This window comes from Terrilactibacillus tamarindi, assembly GCF_009718825.1.
Classification (GTDB): Bacteria; Bacillota; Bacilli; order Bacillales; family Sporolactobacillaceae; genus Terrilactibacillus; species Terrilactibacillus tamarindi.
Map to the genome: position 1 here is coordinate 34,632 of NZ_WNHB01000022.1, position 21,119 is coordinate 55,750.

General features: G+C 36.6%; 18 protein-coding genes. 15 read left to right on the plus strand and 3 right to left on the minus strand.

Annotation, left to right across the window (positions count from 1 at the left end; all coding sequences use genetic code 11):
* Positions 1-103: 103 nt before the first annotated feature.
* The 13 genes from miaB (at position 104) to glnA (ending at position 16,167) form a co-directional block, all read left to right on the plus strand.
* Positions 104-1,612, plus strand: coding sequence for a tRNA (N6-isopentenyl adenosine(37)-C2)-methylthiotransferase MiaB (gene miaB / locus GMB86_RS12835; protein ID WP_155220551.1), 1,509 nt, complete (start codon positions 104-106; stop codon positions 1,610-1,612).
* The gene (locus GMB86_RS12840) at positions 1,609-1,995 is read left to right on the plus strand and encodes a RicAFT regulatory complex protein RicA family protein (protein WP_155220553.1); all 387 of its coding nucleotides are present in this window, start codon (positions 1,609-1,611) and stop codon (positions 1,993-1,995) included. The genes miaB and GMB86_RS12840 overlap by 4 nt, the downstream gene beginning before the upstream one ends.
* Before the next feature lie 143 nt (positions 1,996-2,138).
* Complete coding sequence (cotE, locus tag GMB86_RS12845; RefSeq protein WP_155220555.1) at positions 2,139-2,684, plus strand: outer spore coat protein CotE; 546 nt, start codon at positions 2,139-2,141, stop codon at positions 2,682-2,684.
* Positions 2,685-2,877: 193 nt separating this feature from the next.
* Entirely contained in the window at positions 2,878-5,517 is a 2,640-nt protein-coding gene (mutS, locus tag GMB86_RS12850) for a DNA mismatch repair protein MutS (protein ID WP_155220557.1), read from the plus strand.
* 146 nt (positions 5,518-5,663) lie between these two features.
* Positions 5,664-7,574: a DNA mismatch repair endonuclease MutL gene (mutL, locus tag GMB86_RS12855; protein WP_155220559.1), complete on the plus strand. Its 1,911-nt coding sequence runs from the start codon at positions 5,664-5,666 to the stop codon at positions 7,572-7,574.
* Between the two features lie 770 nt (positions 7,575-8,344).
* Positions 8,345-8,518: a hypothetical protein gene (locus GMB86_RS15585; protein ID WP_196220226.1), complete on the plus strand. Its 174-nt coding sequence runs from the start codon at positions 8,345-8,347 to the stop codon at positions 8,516-8,518.
* A 265-nt stretch (positions 8,519-8,783) separates the two neighbouring features.
* Entirely contained in the window at positions 8,784-9,728 is a 945-nt protein-coding gene (gene miaA, locus GMB86_RS12860) for a tRNA (adenosine(37)-N6)-dimethylallyltransferase MiaA (protein ID WP_155220561.1), read from the plus strand.
* A 318-nt stretch (positions 9,729-10,046) separates the two neighbouring features.
* Entirely contained in the window at positions 10,047-10,277 is a 231-nt protein-coding gene (gene hfq / locus GMB86_RS12865) for an RNA chaperone Hfq (protein ID WP_155220563.1), read from the plus strand.
* Positions 10,278-10,672: 395 nt separating this feature from the next.
* Positions 10,673-11,617 carry an AAA family ATPase gene (locus GMB86_RS12870; RefSeq protein WP_329602918.1) on the plus strand — a complete coding sequence of 315 codons (945 nt, stop codon included), beginning with the start codon at positions 10,673-10,675 and terminating at the stop codon, positions 11,615-11,617.
* A 74-nt stretch (positions 11,618-11,691) separates the two neighbouring features.
* Positions 11,692-12,933, plus strand: a complete 1,242-nt coding sequence (gene hflX / locus GMB86_RS12875) for a GTPase HflX (protein WP_155220565.1) — start codon at positions 11,692-11,694, stop codon at positions 12,931-12,933.
* An 11-nt stretch (positions 12,934-12,944) separates the two neighbouring features.
* Positions 12,945-14,201 (plus strand): methionine gamma-lyase family protein, encoded by a 1,257-nt coding sequence (locus GMB86_RS12880; RefSeq protein ID WP_155220567.1) that lies wholly within the window; start codon positions 12,945-12,947, stop codon positions 14,199-14,201.
* A gap of 163 nt (positions 14,202-14,364) precedes the next feature.
* Positions 14,365-14,769, plus strand: coding sequence for a MerR family transcriptional regulator (locus GMB86_RS12885; RefSeq protein ID WP_155220570.1), 405 nt, complete (start codon positions 14,365-14,367; stop codon positions 14,767-14,769).
* Between the two features lie 60 nt (positions 14,770-14,829).
* The gene (glnA, locus tag GMB86_RS12890) at positions 14,830-16,167 is read left to right on the plus strand and encodes a type I glutamate--ammonia ligase (RefSeq protein ID WP_155220572.1); all 1,338 of its coding nucleotides are present in this window, start codon (positions 14,830-14,832) and stop codon (positions 16,165-16,167) included.
* Positions 16,168-16,251: 84 nt separating this feature from the next.
* Here glnA and GMB86_RS12895 read toward each other — a convergent pair whose 3' ends face one another.
* Positions 16,252-16,350, minus strand: coding sequence for a YjcZ family sporulation protein (locus tag GMB86_RS12895; protein ID WP_155220574.1), 99 nt, complete (start codon positions 16,348-16,350; stop codon positions 16,252-16,254).
* 169 nt (positions 16,351-16,519) lie between these two features.
* Here GMB86_RS12895 and GMB86_RS12900 point away from each other — a divergent pair, with 169 nt between their 5' ends.
* Positions 16,520-17,815: a GH25 family lysozyme gene (locus GMB86_RS12900; protein WP_155220576.1), complete on the plus strand. Its 1,296-nt coding sequence runs from the start codon at positions 16,520-16,522 to the stop codon at positions 17,813-17,815.
* 93 nt (positions 17,816-17,908) lie between these two features.
* Here GMB86_RS12900 and GMB86_RS12905 read toward each other — a convergent pair whose 3' ends face one another.
* Complete coding sequence (locus GMB86_RS12905) at positions 17,909-19,273, minus strand: amino acid permease (RefSeq protein ID WP_230459112.1); 1,365 nt, start codon at positions 19,271-19,273, stop codon at positions 17,909-17,911.
* 221 nt (positions 19,274-19,494) lie between these two features.
* Between GMB86_RS12905 and GMB86_RS12910 the strand changes: the two genes are divergently transcribed.
* Positions 19,495-20,340, plus strand: coding sequence for an MBL fold metallo-hydrolase (locus GMB86_RS12910; protein ID WP_155220580.1), 846 nt, complete (start codon positions 19,495-19,497; stop codon positions 20,338-20,340).
* Positions 20,341-20,365: 25 nt separating this feature from the next.
* On the opposite strand, the gene GMB86_RS12915 is transcribed toward GMB86_RS12910, so the two are convergent.
* The gene (locus GMB86_RS12915; protein WP_408033841.1) at positions 20,366-20,995 is read right to left on the minus strand and encodes a LysE family transporter; all 630 of its coding nucleotides are present in this window, start codon (positions 20,993-20,995) and stop codon (positions 20,366-20,368) included.
* Positions 20,996-21,119 lie beyond the last annotated feature (124 nt).

Consider the following 21,119-nt stretch of genomic DNA (forward strand, 5'->3'; position numbering starts at 1 on the left):
CTGATCAACTATAATATAAATTTTAATTTTTGATAACATCAAGCACATTTTCTTCGCCAAAAAAAAAGAAAAGATAAACCAAAACAAAAAGGAGGCTCTTTTCATGTCTGAAGATCAAAAAGAGGTAAAACAAGAAAAGGACTACTCGAAATACTTTCAATCGACCTTTAAAGCCCCTTCATTGAAAGAGGCAAGAAGACGCCGTAAAAATACCATTCAGTATTTGAATGATTTTAGTATTCCTGAAGATATGAAGACCATTGGGCAAGGAAAACAGTTTATGATCCAAACGTACGGCTGCCAAATGAACGAACATGATACAGAAGTCATGGCGGGTATTTTATCGGAAATGGGGTATACAGCTACGGAAGATCCTGAAGTTGCTGACGTTATTCTCCTCAATACATGTGCTATCCGTGAAAATGCCGAGAATCGTGTGTTCGGAGAAATCGGCCATCTAAAAACAATGAAACGGGAACGACCTGACTTTATCCTAGGAATTTGCGGATGCATGGCTCAAGAAGAATCCGTTATTAATACCATTTTGCAAAAACACCCACAAGTCGATCTCATTTTTGGGACACACAATATTCACCGATTGCCACAACTTCTGAAAGAAGCCTTATTTAGTAAAGAAATGGTCATGGAAGTTTGGTCAAAAGAAGGCGATATTGTTGAAAACTTGCCTAAAGTTAGAAACGGGAATATTCGCGGTTGGGTGAACATTATGTATGGCTGCGATAAATTCTGTACTTACTGTATTGTACCTTATACACGAGGAAAAGAGCGGAGCCGCCATCCGAAAGAGATCATCGAAGAAGTTCGTTCTCTTGCAAGACAAGGCTATAAAGAAATCACCCTGCTTGGTCAAAATGTAAATGCTTATGGAAAAGATCTTAAAGAACTAGAAAACTATGGTCTTGGCGATCTTATGGACGAGATTCGTAAAATTGATATTCCACGCATTCGCTTTACGACAAGTCATCCACGTGATTTTGATGACCACCTCATTGAAGTGTTGGCGAAAGGTGGAAATTTAGTCGAACACATACATTTGCCGGTTCAGTCTGGAAACAGTGATATATTAAAAATTATGGGCCGAAGCTATACAAGAGAACGTTATCTTGACTTGTTCCACAAAATTAAAAATGCGATTCCACATGCCTCATTTACGACGGACATCATTGTTGGTTTTCCAAATGAAACGGATGAACAATTTGAAGACACCATGTCTCTTGTAAAAGAATGTGAATTTGATGGTGCCTACACGTTTATTTATTCACCACGTGCGGGTACACCAGCGGCAAAAATGGAAGATAACATCCCGATGGAAGTGAAGAAGGAACGTCTCCAACGTTTGAATAAACTTGTTAATGAATTTGCATTGAAAAAAAATAGTCAATTATACGGTGAGGTTGTCGAAGTTCTTGTAGAAGGAACAAGTAAGAAAAATTCCGACGTCCTAAGTGGTCATACGAGAACGAATAAAGTTGTCAACTTCCGTGGACCAAAATCCCTAATTGGTGAATTGGTCAATGTTCGTATTACAGAAACGAAAACATGGTCTTTAACCGGTGAAATGGTGAAAGAAGCGAGTGTCATAAGCGAATGACGCACTATTCAAAAGAGGATATCCTGAAAAAGGCAGAAGCCATTGCAGACAAGATTGGGAAAATGGAATTGGTTGAAATCTACCGTCAAGCAGAGCAAAAAATTGATAAAAATAAAAAAGTTCAAGATCTCATTGCTCAAATTAAAAGATTACAAAAAGAATCTGTTAATCTTCAACATTTTCAAAAGCATGAGGCGTATAAACAAAATGAAGCCAAAATAGATGCCTTAAATAAAGAGTTGAACAGCATTCCGATTGTTCAATCTTTCAGACAATATCAAGAGGAAGTTAATGATTTACTGCAATTTGTATCAAGTGATTTGACTCAGAAGGTATTAAAAGCCTTAGAGCAAACTGAATCACCAAACAGTTTTGAAAAATAAATGTCTAAAGCATCACCTCTTTTACCTTTCTTCATATTCTGTGATTAAAAAGAATGAGCGGGCGAATATCTTTATTTTTTCAATCACACTAGTTATTCGTCCCGCATAACATGACAGAGAAGATGGTAAAGGAGGTTTGACTCTTGTCAGAACATGCTTATAGAGAAATTATAACCAAGGCGATCTGTGGAAGAGGGAAAAAATTCAACCAAACAGCACATGCAATCTCACCAACACATAAACCTTCAAGTATTCTTGGTTGCTGGGTTATCAATCATAAGTTTAAAACTAGCTACCAAAAAGATGTTGTTGTGGTTGAAGGAACGTATGACATTAACATTTGGTATTCTTTCAATGAGAACTCCAAAACGGAGGTTGTAAGTGAAACAGTTTCTTACAAAGATATTGTTCCACTAACCTTAAGAGATAAGAAAGTGATCTCAAACAAAATGGATGTGACTTGTAAAGCAATCCAAGAACCGAATTGTTTAGAAGCCAATATTTCTCCAAACGGATCAAAAATCGTGGCCCAAGTTGAAAGAGAATTTCTAGTTGAAGTCATTGGTGAAACAAAAGTGAAAGTTCAAGTTGAAGATGAAGGGCTTTGGGAAGATACTGATTTAGAAGAAGACATCGACATTGAAGACTCTCTCAAAGACTTGGATTCTGAATTTCTTGAAAAAGAATAACAGCTGGGAGGAGAAGAAGAAATTCTTCTCCTTTTATATTTATAATGTTGTTTAAATCACAAAAATGATAAAGGATGTTTAATTCGGTCCTATCGTTATTTAGAATATCGTCCCTAAGACGACTGTCTCATAAAAGGATGAGATATGGTATAATACATATTTAAGAAGATCTACATTTAGGAGCGACGATTTAATGGCTTACACCCCTATGATTCAACAATATTTAAAGGTAAAAGCAGACTATAAGGATGCTTTTTTGTTTTTTCGATTAGGTGACTTCTATGAAATGTTCTTTGAGGATGCATTAAAAGCATCCAAAGAATTAGAGATAGCTCTAACTGCACGTGATGGCGGAGTAAAAGAAAAAATACCCATGTGCGGGGTACCCTATCATGCTGCCAAACAATATATTAAAGTTTTAATTGAAAAAGGATATAAAGTCGCCATATGTGAACAAGTAGAGGACCCAAAAACCGCAAAAGGCGTCGTTAAGCGAGAAGTGATTCAAGTTATCACGCCAGGAACGATTATGGACGATCAGTCATTAAAACCGAAACAAAATAACTATCTTGGTTCCATTACACAAACGGATGCAAGGCAAATCGGTTTTGTTGTCAGTGATCTAACAACTGGAGAGATCCGTGTCACTCTTTTACAAGACTTTAATTCATTGCGACAAGAAATATTAACTTATGGAATTAAAGAATTAATTGTAGCACCAGATGAGGACCAAAACTTGACTCGGGATCTCGATTTGGATGTAACTCTTTCATACGAAAATAACGTCGCGGTTCCGACTTCCTTAGAGTATCTCATTGAACCTTTATCGCAGAGTGTTCTAAAAGAAACGGTGTCAAGATTATTAAACTATTTAATACGTACACAGAAGCGTTCACTTGATCACTTACAAAAAGCTGAGCATTATTATGTGAATGATACTATGCTTCTTGATAGTAACTCCAAACGAAACCTAGAACTTACACAAACCATACGTGATCATAAAACTTATGGTTCCCTAGTTTGGCTCTTAGATGAGACAAAGACGGCTATGGGTGGACGGAAATTAAAACAATGGATTGAGAAACCTTTATTGAATCAAGATGAGATAGAGGAGAGACTTTCATGTGTTGAAGCACTAATCAAACATTTCTTTGAACGTGATGCAATTCGAGAAGCCCTTGACAACGTCTATGATATGGAGCGGCTCGTAGGTCGTGTTTCTTTTGGGAATGTGAATCCTCGTGAATTGGTACAATTAAAACGATCCCTTCACGAAATCCCGGTACTCAAAGATATTTTGAAAAATGTCGATGAACAAAGTCTAAAGACTTTAGGTGAAAAGATGGATTCATGTCAAGAAGTCTATGAGCTTATTCAGCGAGCGATAACCGATGAACCTCCTTTATCGACAACAGAAGGAAATATGATACGTGATGGTTATAATGAAACCCTTGATCAATATAGACATGTAAGCAGGAATGGAAAACAATGGATTTCTGAACTTGAACGAAAAGAACGAGAAACAACGGGCATTAAATCACTAAAAATTGGATACAACAAAGTTTTTGGTTATTATATTGAAGTGACAAAAGCAAATATTAAATATCTTCCAGATGGGCTTTATGAAAGAAAGCAGACACTGGCTAATGCTGAACGTTATATTACTCCAGAACTAAAAGAAAAAGAAAGACTTATTTTGGAAGCAGAAAGCAATCAGATGGACTTAGAGTATACCCTGTTTTCAGAGTTAAGGCTAAAAGTAAAAACCTATACAAGTCGACTTCAGAAATTAGCTAAATTTATTAGTCATCTTGATGTTCTGCAAAGTTTTGCCGTTGTAAGTGAAGCAAATCGATATGTTAGACCTCAATTTTCTCATGATCGAACGTTAAAAATTGAAGAATGCCGTCATCCTGTCATTGAAAAAGTGATGAAAAATAATGAGTTCGTAGCCAATGACGTTGTGATGGAAGAAGAATGTCATATTCTTTTGATTACGGGACCTAATATGGGAGGAAAAAGTACGTTTATGCGGCAAACGGCCCTTTGTGCAATTATGGCGCAAATTGGGTGCTTTGTCCCGGCTACACAGGCGACATTGCCGATCTTTGATCAGATTTTTACACGGATTGGTGCAACGGATGATCTTGTTTCCGGTCAAAGTACGTTTATGATGGAAATGCTAGAGGCACAGTATGCGTTAACACATGCTACGCAGGATAGTCTTATCTTATTAGATGAAATTGGGCGTGGAACGTCTACTTATGACGGTATCGCACTTGCACAAGCCATTGTTGAACATATCCATCATCACATTTCTTGTAAAACATTATTTTCGACACATTATCATGAACTAACTTTTCTAGATCAAACGTTGCCAAACCTTATAAATGTTCATGTTCAAGCGGTTGAAGAGAACGGACATGTCGTGTTTCTTCATAAAGTCAAGCGTGGACAAGCCGATAAAAGTTATGGAATTCACGTCGCTGAACTTGCTGGTCTCCCGCACTCTTTATTGGATCGTGCGACCACAATACTTGCAGACTTGGAAGAGAAAAAACCAGAGAAAATAATGGATGAAAATCAGCACGAATTAACATCAAATGATGATGTAAATGAAGAAGCCGCTATATCGATTGAACAAAGTCAAGTTGAAGAAGAATCAGAGCAGTTGAACTTTTTTCCTGATCAAACGACCTCGAAGCCAAAAAATCAATCCTATTCAAAAAGAGAAGAGGACGTTATTCAAACTCTAAAAAATCTAGAATTGATGATGATGACGCCAATGGATGCCATGAATCAGTTGTTTTTATTACAAAAGAAATTAAAATAAAGTGAAACTTATCAGCGGGGGTTTTCCATCCCTCACCTAGGTATGCTCGTTTATGCTCATTCCTTGAGGTGGGGGTCAAGACTCGCCGTTAATGGGATGTTTAAATGATTTATATTAATGAGTAATCAGTCAAAGGAGTGATTATTTTGGGAATCATCAAACGACTGAGTGAACCACTAGCGAACAAAATTGCGGCAGGGGAAGTAGTCGAGCGACCTGCCTCAATTATTAAAGAACTTGTTGAGAATGCGCTTGATGCTAAAGCAACGGTGATAGAGGTCGAAGTTGAAGAAGGTGGCCTCAAGGGAATAAGAATCTCTGATAATGGTCATGGTTTTGCTCCTGAAGATTGCGAAATTGCCTTTGAACGCCATGCTACGAGTAAAATACTTCATGAATCGGATCTTTTTCATATTCGGTCGCTAGGATTTCGAGGTGAAGCTCTCCCGAGTATTGCATCAGTCTCGTACCTAGATCTCGTAACTTCAACTGGGGAGGGGCCTGGTACTCACCTTAAATTAGAGGGTGGGCGTGTTGTTGAAAAGAATCATGCCCAAAGTCGAAAAGGAAGTATTATAACCGTAACGAATCTATTCTATAATACACCTGCAAGATTAAAATATTTAAAAACCATTCATACCGAACTTGGTAAAATCACAGATATGATGAACCGGCTTGCTTTAAGCTACCCGAGTACGAGATTTACCTTAAAACATAATGATAAGGTACTATTCCAAACGAATGGCAGCGGTGAATTAGCTCAAGTTTTAGCCGCTATCTACGGAGTTCAAACGGCTAGAAAAACATTGTCTTTTAAAGGGGAATCACTTGATTTTAAAATTCACGGTTTACTTGTTAAACCTGAATTAACTCGTGCAGGGCGTCAATATGTCTATATCTTCATTAATGGAAGGTACATTAAGAACTTTCGTCTTTTTAATGCGATAACGAATGGCTACCATACCCTTTTACCGATCGGTCGAAACCCAATCGCCATTTTACACATTACAATGGATCCAACGCTTATTGATGTTAACGTCCATCCAGCAAAACTTGAAGCACGTATAAGTAAAGAAAATGAATTATGTGAGTTAATCGAAAATACTGTTCGAGCCCGTTTTCATCAAGAGAATCTTATACCTGAGATTCAAAGAAAAGAAAGAAATGAAAAGGCAAACTCCGAACAACAGTTTTTAAAATTTGGAGACGTTAACCCAAATGCAGGCCATTCAATGGAGACAACATGGCGTGACAAAGAGACGTTAGAAACAGAAGTTACGGAAAGTGAAAAAAATCGTAATGATCCACATCTCCAAGACCCACTTTATTCAGAACCGTTACCATCAGAGGTGTATGAAAAGACATTAGAGAGTAAACAAGTCAATGAATCAAAAAACGATTTAGATGTTGAAAGTTGTTGGGAAAATTCGGGTAATGAGCCGATAGAACCTTCGAAGAAAGAGGAGATTTCTACACGAATTCCAAAACTATATCCAATTGGTCAAATGCATGGGACTTATATACTCGCCCAAAACGAAGAAGGACTTTATATTATAGATCAACATGCGGCTCAAGAAAGGATCAAGTATGAATTTTTTCGTGAGAAGGTGGGGCAGACAACAAAAGAAGTACAAGAACTCCTTGTTCCTTTGACTTTTGAATTTACTGCAGCTGAATATGCAACCATACAGGAGTATCAACATTATCTTGAAGACATTGGATTATATTTTGAAGAGTTTGGACAACATACATTGATCGTGCGATCCCATCCAGGATGGTTTCCTAAAGGAAAAGAAAAAGAAACGATAGAGGACATTGTGCATCAGTTAATACAAGAACGTCATATTTCAATTAAAAAGCTACGCGAATCTCTAGCTATTATGATGTCTTGTAAAGGGTCAATTAAAGCGAATCGCTATTTAAGAAATGATGAAATAGAAGCTTTGCTTGATCAATTGAGACAAGCTTCAGATCCGTTCACTTGTCCACATGGTCGTCCGGTCATTATTAAATTCTCCACATATGATATGGAAAAAATGTTTAAACGTGTGATGTAGAGGTCTGTCTGCTTTTTCTTTGCTCAACCTTTTCAAAATCTCTTTATAATGGATGGATTAATGGAAATTGAATTAATCTGTTATAAAGGGTTTTTTAATTTTAACGAAGGTTGAATGAAAGTACCTTAGACCCTCGTGACTATAGTCATGAGAGGTTCAGATCGGCTTCAACAATGACCAACTAATTTAATAAAAGAAAAGGTGGGTAATTTCATATCCACATATCACGGATAGAATACTCAGAAAAAAGCTTAACGAAAAGAGACAAAGGGCTTTATCGCTTTTACTAAGTTTAGATTTCTTAAGTGCTTTGTTTATGAAGAAAAGAATACCTATGATAATCAGCGCACTAATAATAGTCGAAATTAATAGGATCACTTGACTCCCTCCTCCATTATAGAATGTGCAAATGAAAGATGAGATATTCATAAATGATCCATTTCATTTTTATCGTTTCACTCCATCAACCCAATATGGGGGTTATCTTCATCCCCCACCGATGGTTAGCTGAACCAATCGGACCTTTACGGGCAGTTGATCCCCTACCAATCTTCTTTGAATACCTCAGAATCTTGAGGTGGGGTCTTTACTTGCCGTTAAGGCGGGATAAATAAAGAATTAAACAAAATGATGGAAAAACTCAACAATTAGTGTTACTATCATTCTGTGATTTGATAATGCATAGATGTTATCAGGCACATTACATATACATAGCATATAGCAGCAGAAACCTCTTCTTTGTTGGGAAGGGCAAGAATTTAGAGGTGATTATGATTACTCTATATGAAAAATTACCAAGTGATGTTTTAACTCAGTTTTATTTTGAAATCAAAAATAATATTGACAAAGGTATATTGTCAGATGCTATGTATCAAGAATTAGAATTAATCAAGGTTGCTGCATTAAAAAGAGGGTTCACCATTTTAGAAAAAAAACGACAGTAATATAATTCTTCCCGTCCCCACAAAAAGGGGCGGTAAGAAACTAAAGCGTATACAGTAAACGCTTTATTATTTAATGCGATAAAGAAATTTTATAATAATAAACTTACATAGATAGTGAAACTCAATCAGTAGGGAGACTGGCTATTAATACGAGATAAATGAATATATTTAGTATTTATAGCGGATAGATATATATATCATACCTATCGGATATCATGTTTACTAGCACCTACAAGATAGCTGATTTAAAAAGAAAGGAATTAGAATGAAGGATAAAGTCATTGTCATTGTTGGACCAACTGCAGTTGGCAAAACTAAGATGAGTGTAGAATTATCAAAACGATTTAATGGAGAAGTGATTAATGGCGATTCCATGCAAGTTTATAAAGGTCTAAACATTGGAACAGCTAAAATAACAGAGGATGAAAAAGAAGGAATTGTTCATCACCTTTTTGATATATGTCGTCCTGAAGAGGCCTATACCGTGGCTGATTACCAGAAAGATGCTAGGAAATGTATTAAAGAGATACAATTACGGAAAAAATATCCTATTGTTGTTGGAGGAACGGGACTCTATATTAAGGCAGCTCTTTATAACTATCAATTTACTGAAGTAAAAGCGAATGAAGTTCTCCGTCAAAAGTTTTTAAAGATGGCGAGTAAGAAAGGGCCAGATTTTCTTCATCAACACCTTCAATCATTAAGTCCTGATACTGCTCAAACCATACATCCTCATAACATTCAACGTGTTATTCGTGCCCTTGAAAAGGCTTATTCAAATGATGGAAAAGGGGATAAATCCAATGACCCAAATAGGTTAGAACCGTTATTCGATATCACCGTTATTGGATTAACAATGGATAGAGAACTCCTCTATTCACGTATCAACGATCGAGTCGATCAGATGATAAAAAAAGGATTATTAGATGAAGCGAAGGACTTATATGACTTAAATATTAGAGATAGTCAAGCAGCAAGAGCCATCGGATATAAGGAGTTATTTCTCTATTTTGATGGAGAATGTTCGCTAGATGAAGCTATAAACTTACTGAAGAGAAATTCAAGACGCTATGCTAAGCGACAATTTACATGGTTTAAGCATCAAATGGATGTCAATTGGTTTAACATGGATCGTGCTATACAAAACTTTTCACATAAAGTAGATGAGGTTGTCCTTTTTTTAGAAAAGCAAGGGTTACAACCATTGTAAGACGACATTAACCAGATATCCATGTCATTGGACCGAGTTTTCTAATTTGTTAGATATGGTCAGTTTTTTAGAACGTCTATTTGTCTACATGTTAGGTAGACGCATTTTGTTATTTTTGAAACAGCTGTTATCTTTAATGCACATCTTTCAGCGTAAGAAGAAGATGGTTTATAAATTCCTTAAGAGGGAGAATTATTACATAGACAGGCTTTTTAATGTTTTCCTTGATTAATGTAGTGTATAATGACATTTGATGCAGGAATTTTTGACATTAGAGTCGAATAATAGGTTTAGAGAGAAAAGAGGAGGAATACAACCATGAAACCGAATGTTAATATTCAAGATACGTTTTTAAATCAATTACGAAAAGAAAACATTTTAGTTACCGTCTTTTTATTAAATGGATTCCAATTAAAAGGTCTAGTCAAAAGTTTTGATAATTTCACTGTCCTTTTAGAAACCGATGGAAAGCAGCAACTCATTTTTAAACATGCGATTTCAACATTTGCTCCTTCAAGGTCCGTTCAACTTAACAATCAAGAAGGATAAAAGTGAAACTTCCATCAGTGGGGGTCTTTACTTGCCATTAAGGCGGGATAAATAAAACCTGTTCATTCTGCCCTTTTGAACATAAGCATAAGGAAACCAATGGTTTTAAACCTTTACAAAGGGATAAACACAGAGAAATGTCTCTAGCGATGGGCTAGAGACATTTTTTATCTTAAAAAATCTTCAAATGCATTTTCAACATTCCATTTTTACTGCTTCCGTTTTAAAAAAACTTCTGAAAGACAATTTTTTAACATACGATTATAAATAACATAACATCATTTCTTATTTCTAGTTTCATTATTTTGTTTTAAAAAATGTATGGTAAAATTCGTTGATTCAATGCCTATAACTGTCTAGTTTAAAGTAAGCAATGAAACAGTGAGGTGGAATGTGTGACTGAATCTTATACTTTTACGCAAAAAAGTCAAATAAATGTGATATTTAATCAAAAGAAAGCCAATGATACAGCTACGTTACCTCATTACCGAGAAGAAAGATTAAAACATCAACCTCTCGAGTTAATCGAAAGTAAATTAAGTAAGCTCATTGGACTTGAAGAAGTGAAGAAAGTCGTTAAAGAAATCTATGCTTGGATCTATGTCAATCAACGTCGGGGAGAGAGAAATTTAAAAGTACCTTCACAATCTCTTCACATGCTCTTTAAGGGAAACCCTGGAACAGGTAAAACAACCGTCGCAAGACTATTAGGTGAACTCTTGTGTGATATGGAAATCCTCTCAAAAGGACATCTTATCGAAGCTGAAAGAGCAGATCTTGTTGGAGAGTATATCGGACAAACCGCTCAAAAGACGCGAGAATTGGTTAAAAAGGCAAAAGGCGGTATCTTGTTTATTGATGAAGCCTATTCTTTAGCTCGTGGGGGAGAAAAAGATTTCGGTAAAGAGGCGATTGATACGCTTGTTAAACAAATGGAAGATTTACGGGAGGATTTTATTTTAATCTTAGCGGGATATTCAGACGAAATGGAAGATTTTTTATCACAAAACCCTGGATTACCCTCTAGATTCCCTATCATTATTTCTTTTCCAAATTATAGTGGCAGCGAATTACTTTTGATTGCACACCAAATGCTCGATGAACAAGAATATAAATTAACATCCGAAGCGGAGAAAAAATTAAAGCGATATTTAGACATTAAATCCATTGAGGAAAATGAATCCTTCAGTAATGGGAGATTCGTCCGAAACCTCATTGAGAAAATGATTCGTCAACAAGCCGTTAGATTACTAAGAGAAGGTCGATTCGATCGAGAGTCGTTATTGACGGTTAGAGCTTGTGACCTTATCATTGAAGAGAACAAAGAAGTTGGTCATTAAATAATAGAAGGTAAATGGGTTAAACTAATATCGTAAGTATTAGTTTATGAATTGGAACAAAGGTTGTGAAGCTAATGGAAAAAGTCATATTAGTCGGATGTCAACTACCTCATCATTCAGATCAAGCATTTAATTCTTCTATGGAGGAATTGGCTGAACTCACGGATACAGCTGGGGGAGAAGTCATCTCAACGGTTGTGCAAAAACGTCAAAAAATAGATGTGGGTACATATATTGGAAAGGGAAAATTGGATGAGCTTGAGGCTTTGGATAAGGCTCTCGAGCCCAGTACGATTATCTTTAATAGTGAACTAACTCCAGGACAATTGGGAAGGTTAAATGAGAAACTTGAAGCAAAAGTGATTGACCGCACGCAATTGATTTTAGATATTTTTGCTATGAGGGCTCTTTCGCGTGAAGGGAAACTACAAGTAGAGCTGGCACAGCTTCAATACTTACTTCCTAAGTTAAGTGGAATAGGGACGACGTTGTCCCGATTAGGTGGGGGCATTGGAACAAGAGGCCCAGGTGAAACTAAGCTTGAAACAGACAGACGATACATAAGAAAACGGATTTCCGATATAAAGAAGCAACTTGAAACCGTTGTTCACCATCGAGAGCGTTATAGAGAAAGACGCCATCAAAATGACCAATTTCAAATTGCTCTTGTTGGATATACAAACGCCGGAAAATCAACTATTTTTAATCAGTTGACAGAAGAAAGTACATTTGAAGAGAATCAACTATTTGCCACACTTGATCCATTAACTAGACGGTTAATTTGTCCAAATGGATTTGTCTCACTTGTCTCAGATACCGTTGGATTTATTCAAGATTTACCAACAACATTAGTTGCAGCATTCAGATCGACGCTAGAAGAGGCAAGCAGGGCAGATCTAATTCTCCATGTCATTGATGTTTCATCAACAGATATGTTACAACATGAGAAAACCGTCAATCGTTTATTAGATGAACTTGGTGCAGGGCACATTCCAAGTCTTAAAGTTTTCAATAAAAAAGATCAATTGGCCACGTCATTTATTACACCAAAGGATTCGATCTTAATATCTGCTAAGAGTGGACAAGATATTTTAAGACTTAAGGACCGGATACAAGAACATATTATTGATCAGATGATACCTTATCGGGTAAAACTTCCATCCAATCAAGGTCACCTTATCGATCAGTTGAAAGATAAAACGATACTAATGAGTCAGACTTGGATCGAGTCGGATGAACAATTTGAATTTACGGGTTACATTCATCCAAAGCACCCATTAGCCGGGAAAATTTTGCCACCTATGCAAACAGAGTAAGGAGTACTGAAATGTACAGTGAATTGAAACATGGCTCTTATTTAGAAGAAATGACAGATCATATTGAAAAAAAGATTGCAGAACATTTCAAAGTAATAGAGAAAGTTGCTCAAACAAATCAATTTAAAGTTCTACAAAGTTTTCGAAAACACAAAATTAGTGATGCACATTTAAATGGGTCTACGGGATATGGTTATGACGATTTTGGCCGAGAAGGGTTAGAGGCTATCTATGCGGATGTGTTTGGCGGGGAATCGGCTCTTGTAAGACCACAGTTGATATCAGGTACACATGCTATCACTGTGGCTCTTTTTGGGGTTTTACGTCCAGGTGATGAATTAATGTACATCACAGGGAACCCGTATGATACATTAGAAGGTGTTATAGGGATAAATGGAGAAAGTAAAAGTTCCCTTAAAGAATTCCAAATTGAATCGAGAATTATTCCTTTAAAAGATCAAAAAATAGATACAGAGAGTGTCATTCAATCTATTTCTCCAAAAACAAAAATGATTGCTTTGCAGCGTTCTTGCGGATATGCTAGAAGACCTTCTTTTAACATTGATCAACTTAAAGAAGCGATTCAAAGGATTAAAAAAGTCCATCCTAACGTTATCGTTTTTGTAGACAATTGTTACGGGGAATTTGTCGAATTGAAAGAACCTTGTCATGTAGGTGCAGATTTGATAGCAGGATCATTAATAAAAAATCCGGGTGGTGGATTAGCAAAAGTAGGAGGCTACATTGTTGGTAGAGATGACCTCGTTGAGCAATGTGCTGAAAGACTTACTGCACCCGGATTGGGTAAAGAAGTAGGCCCAACACTAACACAGTTATCTGATATGTATCAAGGTTTCTTTCTTTCCCCACATGTCACCAGCCAAGCTTTAAAAGGAGCCATTTTCACAGCTGCTTTAATGGAAGAGTTAGGTATGTCTACAACACCTAATTGGAAAACTAAACGAACAGATCTGATTCAATCGGTCACTTTTGAAAATGAGCAAGATATGGTAACCTTTTGTCAGGGTATTCAAATGGCTTCGCCTATTAACTCACATGTGACTCCTTATCCAAGTCCGATGCCTGGTTATTCAGATCAAGTGATTATGGCTGCTGGAACATTTGTTCAAGGATCAAGTATCGAATTATCCGCAGATGGACCAATCCGGAAGCCTTATACGGTATTTGTTCAAGGTGGTCTTACCTATGAGCACGTGAAAGTGGCTTTGTTAACCACACTAGATCAATTGATCGATCGCTGGAAGTAGAGGTAAGTATAACCATCGTTTATCTACTAAATGGTGATAAAATCGTGTCGAAAAACGGAATTTTTTATCAATTTATAACATTTTTTCTGTAAGAAAAACTAACATAGATTGACATGATATTTTGCTTACCGTATAATATTAAATGTTGAAGGGGGGTTTGAATATGGACGATCGTTTACGTCGTTCAATGCCTTTATTTTCAATGGGTATTGTTCAAAACCTAACTGGATTAACTGCTCGTCAGATTCGTTATTATGAAGAGAATGCCTTAATAGAGCCCGAACGAACAGAAGGAAATAGGCGCGTCTTTTCGTTTAATGATGTTGAGAAGTTGCTAGATATCAAATCTTTATTGGACGAAGGTGTGAACTTAGCTGGTATAAAGCATGTACTCAGTTCGAAACCTGTTGAATCCAATCAACCCCTTAATGCTGTAAAACAAAAGAAGTCTGACTTATCTGACGCTGATTTAATGAAATATTTAAAACGCGAATTAATTAATGCAGGTAAGTTTGGAGATCAAGCAAGGATACAAGGGGAATTTTCGAGGTTTTTTAACCAAAAATAGATTCCTTTGTATAAATGGGTTTTACTAAAAAAAGAAAAAAGATTTTGGGGAGGATCAGGCATGGCAAAGAATTATAGCAAAGAAGACATTCTTAAAATTGCTAAAGAGGAAAATGTAAGATTTATTCGCTTACAATTTACAGATTTATTAGGAATTATCAAAAACGTTGAAATTCCTGTTGATCAATTGGAAAAAGCTCTCGACAATAAAGTAATGTTTGATGGATCTTCAATTGAAGGATTTGTTCGCATTGAAGAATCAGATATGCTTTTATATCCGGATTACAATAGTTGGGTGATCTTCCCATGGACTGCTGAAAAAGGTAAAGTTGCACGTATGATTTGTGACATTTATAATCCAGACGGAACACCTTTTGCAGGTGACCCACGTGGTATCTTGAAAAGACAACTCAAAAAAATGGAAAAACTTGGTTTCACTAGTTTCAACATTGGGCCAGAGCCAGAATTCTTCTTGTTCAAAGTTGATGAAAAAGGAGAACCAACTCTTGAATTAAACGACCAAGGTGGTTACTTCGATTTAGCACCAACTGACTTAGGTGAAAATTGCCGTCGTGACATCGTTCTTGAGCTTGAAGACATGGGATTTGAAATTGAAGCATCTCACCATGAAGTAGCTCCAGGACAACACGAAATCGACTTTAAATATGCTGATGCGGTTGCAACTTGCGACAACATCCAAACATTTAAATTAGTTGTTAAAACAATTGCACGTAAACATGGTTTACATGCAACGTTTATGCCAAAACCACTCTTTGGAGTGAATGGTTCAGGCATGCACGCAAACATGTCATTGTTTAAAGGCAATGAAAATGCTTTCTACGATGAATCTTCTGCTGACGGCTTAAGTGAAACAGCTAAACAATTTATTGCAGGTATCGTTAAACACGCTCGTGCGTTTACTGCTGTAACAAACCCAACAGTCAACTCTTACAAGCGTTTGGTACCAGGTTATGAAGCTCCAAGTTATATCGCTTGGTCTCTCAGAAACCGTAGCCCACTTATTCGTATCCCAGCTTCACGTGGATTGGGAACGCGTATTGAAGTACGTAGCGTTGACCCTTCTACCAACCCTTACTTAGGTATGGCTGTCCTACTTGCAGCAGGTCTTGATGGAGTACAATCTAAATCAACTCCACCAGCACCAGTTGACCGTAACATTTATGTTATGGATAAAGAAGAACGAGAAGAACTTGGAATACACGACCTTCCATCAACGCTTAAAGAAGCACTTGATGTGATGAGCAGTAACCCTGTGATCACAGAAGCTCTTGGTGAACACGTACTTTCTCGTTTCGTTGAAGCTAAAGAAATTGAATGGGATATGTTCAGAACTCAAGTTCACCCTTGGGAACGCGATCAATACCTCAACCTATATTAATCTAATAGATTAAGAAAACCCCTTGATACACTCGTATCAAGGGGTTTTTTCGACCAAAGGAGTCGAGATACATACTTTTTAATATTAGTAGCAATAAAATGCACCAACAATGACAAGTAAGATAAATAGAACAACGATTAAGGCAAATCCGTTGCCGTAGCTATTTCCACCTTCGTATCCCATAATAACACCCCCTTTTTATTAATCAATATAAGATATGCAAGAAATGACATCATCGAAACGTATAAATGCTTATTTAGATGAAAATCGCGCGGTGGAACATCACCAAACACGATTATCGGGCTTCTGAATAGGATAATGAAAGAAGAAATATAGGAAGGGGAATCCTAAATTGAATAAATGGTTTAAATGTATCATCACACTAGCCTTCTCCTTCGGGGTCGTTTTTTTATTTATACAAAGTAGTATGGCAGAAAAACCCGATGCTGACTTCATTGATGTATCCCACCATAATCGACAAAGCGGATTACCGCTTGCGTTTTATCAAACGATAAAAAATAGTGGAACAAAAAGTGTCGTTGTTAAGGTAAGCGAAGGAACTTATTATGTTGATCCTGCAGCGAGTGTAAACATTGCTAATGCAAAACAGGCTGGTATGGTCGTAAATGCTTATCACTATGCTCATTATAATAGTCATTCAAGAGCTAAATCAGAGGCCAATTGGTTTGATAAAAAATTAAAATTAGTCGGGTTTAATAAGACAAAAGATGGCTATGTTGTTGTTGATATTGAAGCTATGAATCTATCGAAAAGCCCAAAGAAATTAACTGGGTATACGAACACATTTATTAAAGAGATGAAACGATTAGGCTATCCAAAGATTGATATCTATACTGGTTCGTACTTTTATAACCATCGCTTAGATCCTGAATCGTTAATTATAAATAAACCTTGGCTCGCTTCTTATCCCAAAAATCCACTAAAAAATAAACCAACCGCGATATTTAGTGATGGGAAAGGGGCCTGGCAATGGACAAGTGACTATTATTTCTTAGGAATGAAAAACTATGGGCATTTTGATGCAAGTGAGGATTACGCAGGGAAGTATACAAGGCAGGTCGAATCTTCTACTAAAAGGGTTAAGAAAATTAAAACGATATCCCTCGTTGATTACATGAAATCTCAAAAAATGAATTTTTCATATAACCATCGGGCAAAGTTAGCAAAAGCATATGGTATTCCAAATTACTTAGGTAAGGCATCGCAAAACATCGCTTTGCTTTCAAAATTGAAATCTGGTGTTAAACCCGCAAAAGTTAATCTAAATAATAGTAAACTCACAACAAAAGCCATTACACCTTCAAATTCAAAAACTAAAACCACCATCTATAAAGTCAAATCTGGAGATACTTTGAGTGAAATTGCATCTAGATTTAAAACATCCATATCAAAATTAAAGTCTTTAAATCACATCAAAAACGTAAATCTCATCCGAATAAACCAAAAAATTAAAATTGCCGGAACAAATCATCCTCAGGCAACCTCAAAAAAGTACTATAGGGTCAAAAGAGGAGATTATCTAGGGAAGATCGCCATAAAATATAAAGTTTCAGTAAAAAAAATCAAATCAATGAATGGATTGAAATCAGATAAGATTTCTCCAAACCAAAGATTAAGGATTAAATAAAGTGATACTTCCATCAGTGGGGGTCTTTACTTGCCGTTAAGGCGGGATAAATGATGTGATTCTATTCTATGACAGGCAATTCATGTCTCTTGTTCATTTTTCTTTTTTCTTAGCTTTTAGTTTAGTTAAAATCAAGGATATAATTACAATCACGGCAACAGATATGATACTAACAAAAAAGCCAGGGCGTATCATTTTCTCCATCATGGTTCCTGATATCGCACCGATAAGGAATAAGATTCCTATGGATGCCATCCATTTATCTAATACGTTCAACTTAAGAATGCGAATGGCTGAAATAATAATAAAAAGCCAATTGAATAAAAGTAAAATACCAGCGGCAGTGGTAATGTATTCATATGTTTTATCTGGTAATAACAAAGCGGTGATAATAGAAATAAGCATACCTAAGGTTGCTATTCCTAACGAAGGCAGAGGCAGGTTATTGATTTTTTTAACTTTTAATGCAAAAAAAGAAGGCGCATCACCGTCTTTAGCTAATGTGACAAGTAAATTCGTCACGCCAAATAAAGCTGCCGTCATAGTTGAAAATCCGGCAATGATGATGGCTCCATTAAAAACATGTGGAAAAAAACTAAGATGGGTATTTTCCATTGCTTTTACAAATGGGCTCTCATCCTCACTAAAACGCTGGTACTGAAGCATACAAACAGCGAGTCCCAGGGACAGGACATAGATGATGGTTAAAACTAATAACATTATACTGCCTGATTTTGGTGCATCTTCTTTTTTCTTTAACTGCATCGCCATAAGTCCAATGACTTCAATCCCGCCAAAAGCATAAAAAGCATAAATAAGAGAAGACCAGAATCCAATGAATTGATGTGGGAATAGTTCTCTCATTGAATGAGGAACGTGTGCATCACTTGAGTCTCCTGGTATCCAGTTAAGAAGCGCTGAAAAGGCAAGTAGAATAAACATGACGATGGCAGCGGTTTTAATGATCGCAAGAATATTTTCTATTTTACCGAAGCCTTTTGTCCCCAATAGCACAACGATAATCGCTGTAACTCCATATCCTGTCGAAAAGACCCAGAGGGGGATTTGATGAAACCAAAATTTGGAGAGAATAGATAAAGCGGTTAATTGACTTCCCATGATTAAGATGTTTGAACTCCAATAAATCCATCCACAACTAAATCCAGCCCATTGCCCAAAGGCTTTTTTGGCGTAAGAGCAAAAGGATCCCTCCAATGGGTCATCAGCTGTCATTTTAGCTAAGAAACGGTAAACAATGTAGGTTCCAACAGCAGCCATAATAAATGAAAAAACGATGGAAGGACCGGTTGTTATGATACCAATACTAGATCCGAGAAAATACCCCGTTCCAATGGTACAGCCAACCCCTATTAATGATAGTTGCCACCATTCTAACTTGTTTTTTTCATTCTGTTTTTTTTGTGATCCTGAGTTACAGGAATGAGATTGTTTACTCAAGTGGTATCCCTCCAAGCGTTACGACTCTAGACTAATGGATAGTATGCGTTACATTTTTATTGTGATACATAACTTTTTTATAGGTGATGATCTGTGTGATCTATATCTAATGATCAGCTCTAGACGATCAAACAAAGGGAGATCATTTTTTCATCCGAATAGTAAAAATGTAGAAAGGGATAATAAGGTCCGTGAATGGATTCTAGAGGGAGGGTGGAATATTGAACGAAGATATGCATTATAGTGATGATCATAAATATATACCGATGACTTCCATAGATTCAGGTTTGGGTCAAGCAGTATTAAAAGATCTTTATTGTTATACCGTTCAGATTGTTAATGTTTGTTTTGTGGGTGATCCAGAAAAGAATAACGAGTGGATTTTGATCGATGCGGGAATGCCCAAATCGGCCAATAAGATTATTTTAGAAGCGGAGAATCGGTTTGGTTCTAGACCGCCTAAGATGATTATTCTAACTCATGGCCACTTTGATCATGTTGGAGCAATTGTTGATTTGGTCAACTATTGGAATGTTCCAGTTTACGCACATGAAAGTGAATTACCTTATTTAAAAGGGCAAAAAAGTTATCCAGAGCCGGATCCAACTGTCGAGGGAGGTTTAATTGCTAAAATGTCCTTCATACTTCCACATGATCCTATCAATTTAGGACAACATGTTCAGCCTTTGCCAGCAAATAACCAAATCCCCGAAATGCCTGAATGGAGCTGGATTCATACACCTGGACACACACCAGGCCATATATCATTATTTAGAAATAAGGACCAAACTTTAATTGCCGGGGATGCTTTTATTACGGTTAAACAAGACTCACTGTTTAATGTCCTTGTTCAAAATCTAAAAATTAGTGGCCCTCCAAGATATTTAACCATGGATTGGCAGAAAGCATGGAAGTCAGTAGAAAAGTTACAAGCACTCAAACCAAACGTAGCGATTACTGGTCACGGTAGGCCTGTACAAGGCGTGACACTCGAGAAGGGACTAACCACTCTTGCAACCAATTTTGATCAACTAGCCATACCGGATTATGGTCGTTACCTGAATTAAAACCTTACTTATGAGATAGATAAAATTAATTTAATAAAGTTTGAACACCTTCTATACCGAAGTAAACACCAAACGCTATCAGCGATAAACAAGATAGTAGGGAGATCATTTTTAATATTCGTGTGTTGAGTAATGGTCTTAAACCACTAGTTAGAACAGCAATAAATAAATCCCACAACGCTAAACCAAGAAAGATCATCGTACTATAGATTAAGATCTGATTTGGCGAACTTTCGGTTGTTTTCGCAAGGATAGAACCGTAAATGCCTAACCAAAAAAGGATAGACAATGGGCTTGAAATGGATAACAGAAATCCCGATAAAAGACAGGAAAATAATGAATCCTTTTTTCTGTAATCCATTAGCGTGAGCTTGTTTAAATTTAGAAGACCTTCAAAGCCAGTGTAAATAAGAACAAAGGATCCGAACAGCCATAAAAAAACCTGAACAGGGGGTATATTTAAAAACTGCAGAAGACCTAAATATACTAATAACATAAAAAAAGCATCCGCGATCATCGCACCGATTCCCACTAACCAAGCATGAAAAAAGCCATTTTTAATTCCTTTATCTATCTCAGCAGAATTCACTGGACCCATTGGTGCGGCTAAAGATAACCCTAAAAAAACGAAACTAATCATTAAGCTGAAGTTCAATTGGCTCACTCCTTAAGATAGGGGCTTATATATTTTATGTACAACCTAAGGAGGTTAAAACCATTTCAGTTACATTTTAAAGGGAAAAAGAAATATGGAATGAGGAGGAATTATATAGAAAAAT

Bases quoted from the DNA above. Each gene is read 5' to 3' on its own strand.
- glnA (WP_155220572.1), top strand. From the start codon at position 14,830: ATGGCAAAGAATTATAGCAAAGAAGACATTCTTAAAATTGCTAAAGAG.
- hflX (WP_155220565.1), top strand. From the start codon at position 11,692: ATGGAAAAAGTCATATTAGTCGGATGTCAACTACCTCATCATTCAGAT.
- miaA (WP_155220561.1), top strand. From the start codon at position 8,784: ATGAAGGATAAAGTCATTGTCATTGTTGGACCAACTGCAGTTGGCAAA.
- hfq (WP_155220563.1), top strand. From the start codon at position 10,047: ATGAAACCGAATGTTAATATTCAAGATACGTTTTTAAATCAATTACGA.
- GMB86_RS12880 (WP_155220567.1), top strand. From the start codon at position 12,945: ATGTACAGTGAATTGAAACATGGCTCTTATTTAGAAGAAATGACAGAT.
- GMB86_RS12885 (WP_155220570.1), top strand. From the start codon at position 14,365: ATGGACGATCGTTTACGTCGTTCAATGCCTTTATTTTCAATGGGTATT.
- mutS (WP_155220557.1), top strand. From the start codon at position 2,878: ATGGCTTACACCCCTATGATTCAACAATATTTAAAGGTAAAAGCAGAC.
- GMB86_RS12895 (WP_155220574.1), bottom strand. From the start codon at position 16,350: ATGGGATACGAAGGTGGAAATAGCTACGGCAACGGATTTGCCTTAATC.
- GMB86_RS12840 (WP_155220553.1), top strand. From the start codon at position 1,609: ATGACGCACTATTCAAAAGAGGATATCCTGAAAAAGGCAGAAGCCATT.
- GMB86_RS15585 (WP_196220226.1), top strand. From the start codon at position 8,345: ATGATTACTCTATATGAAAAATTACCAAGTGATGTTTTAACTCAGTTT.
- miaB (WP_155220551.1), top strand. From the start codon at position 104: ATGTCTGAAGATCAAAAAGAGGTAAAACAAGAAAAGGACTACTCGAAA.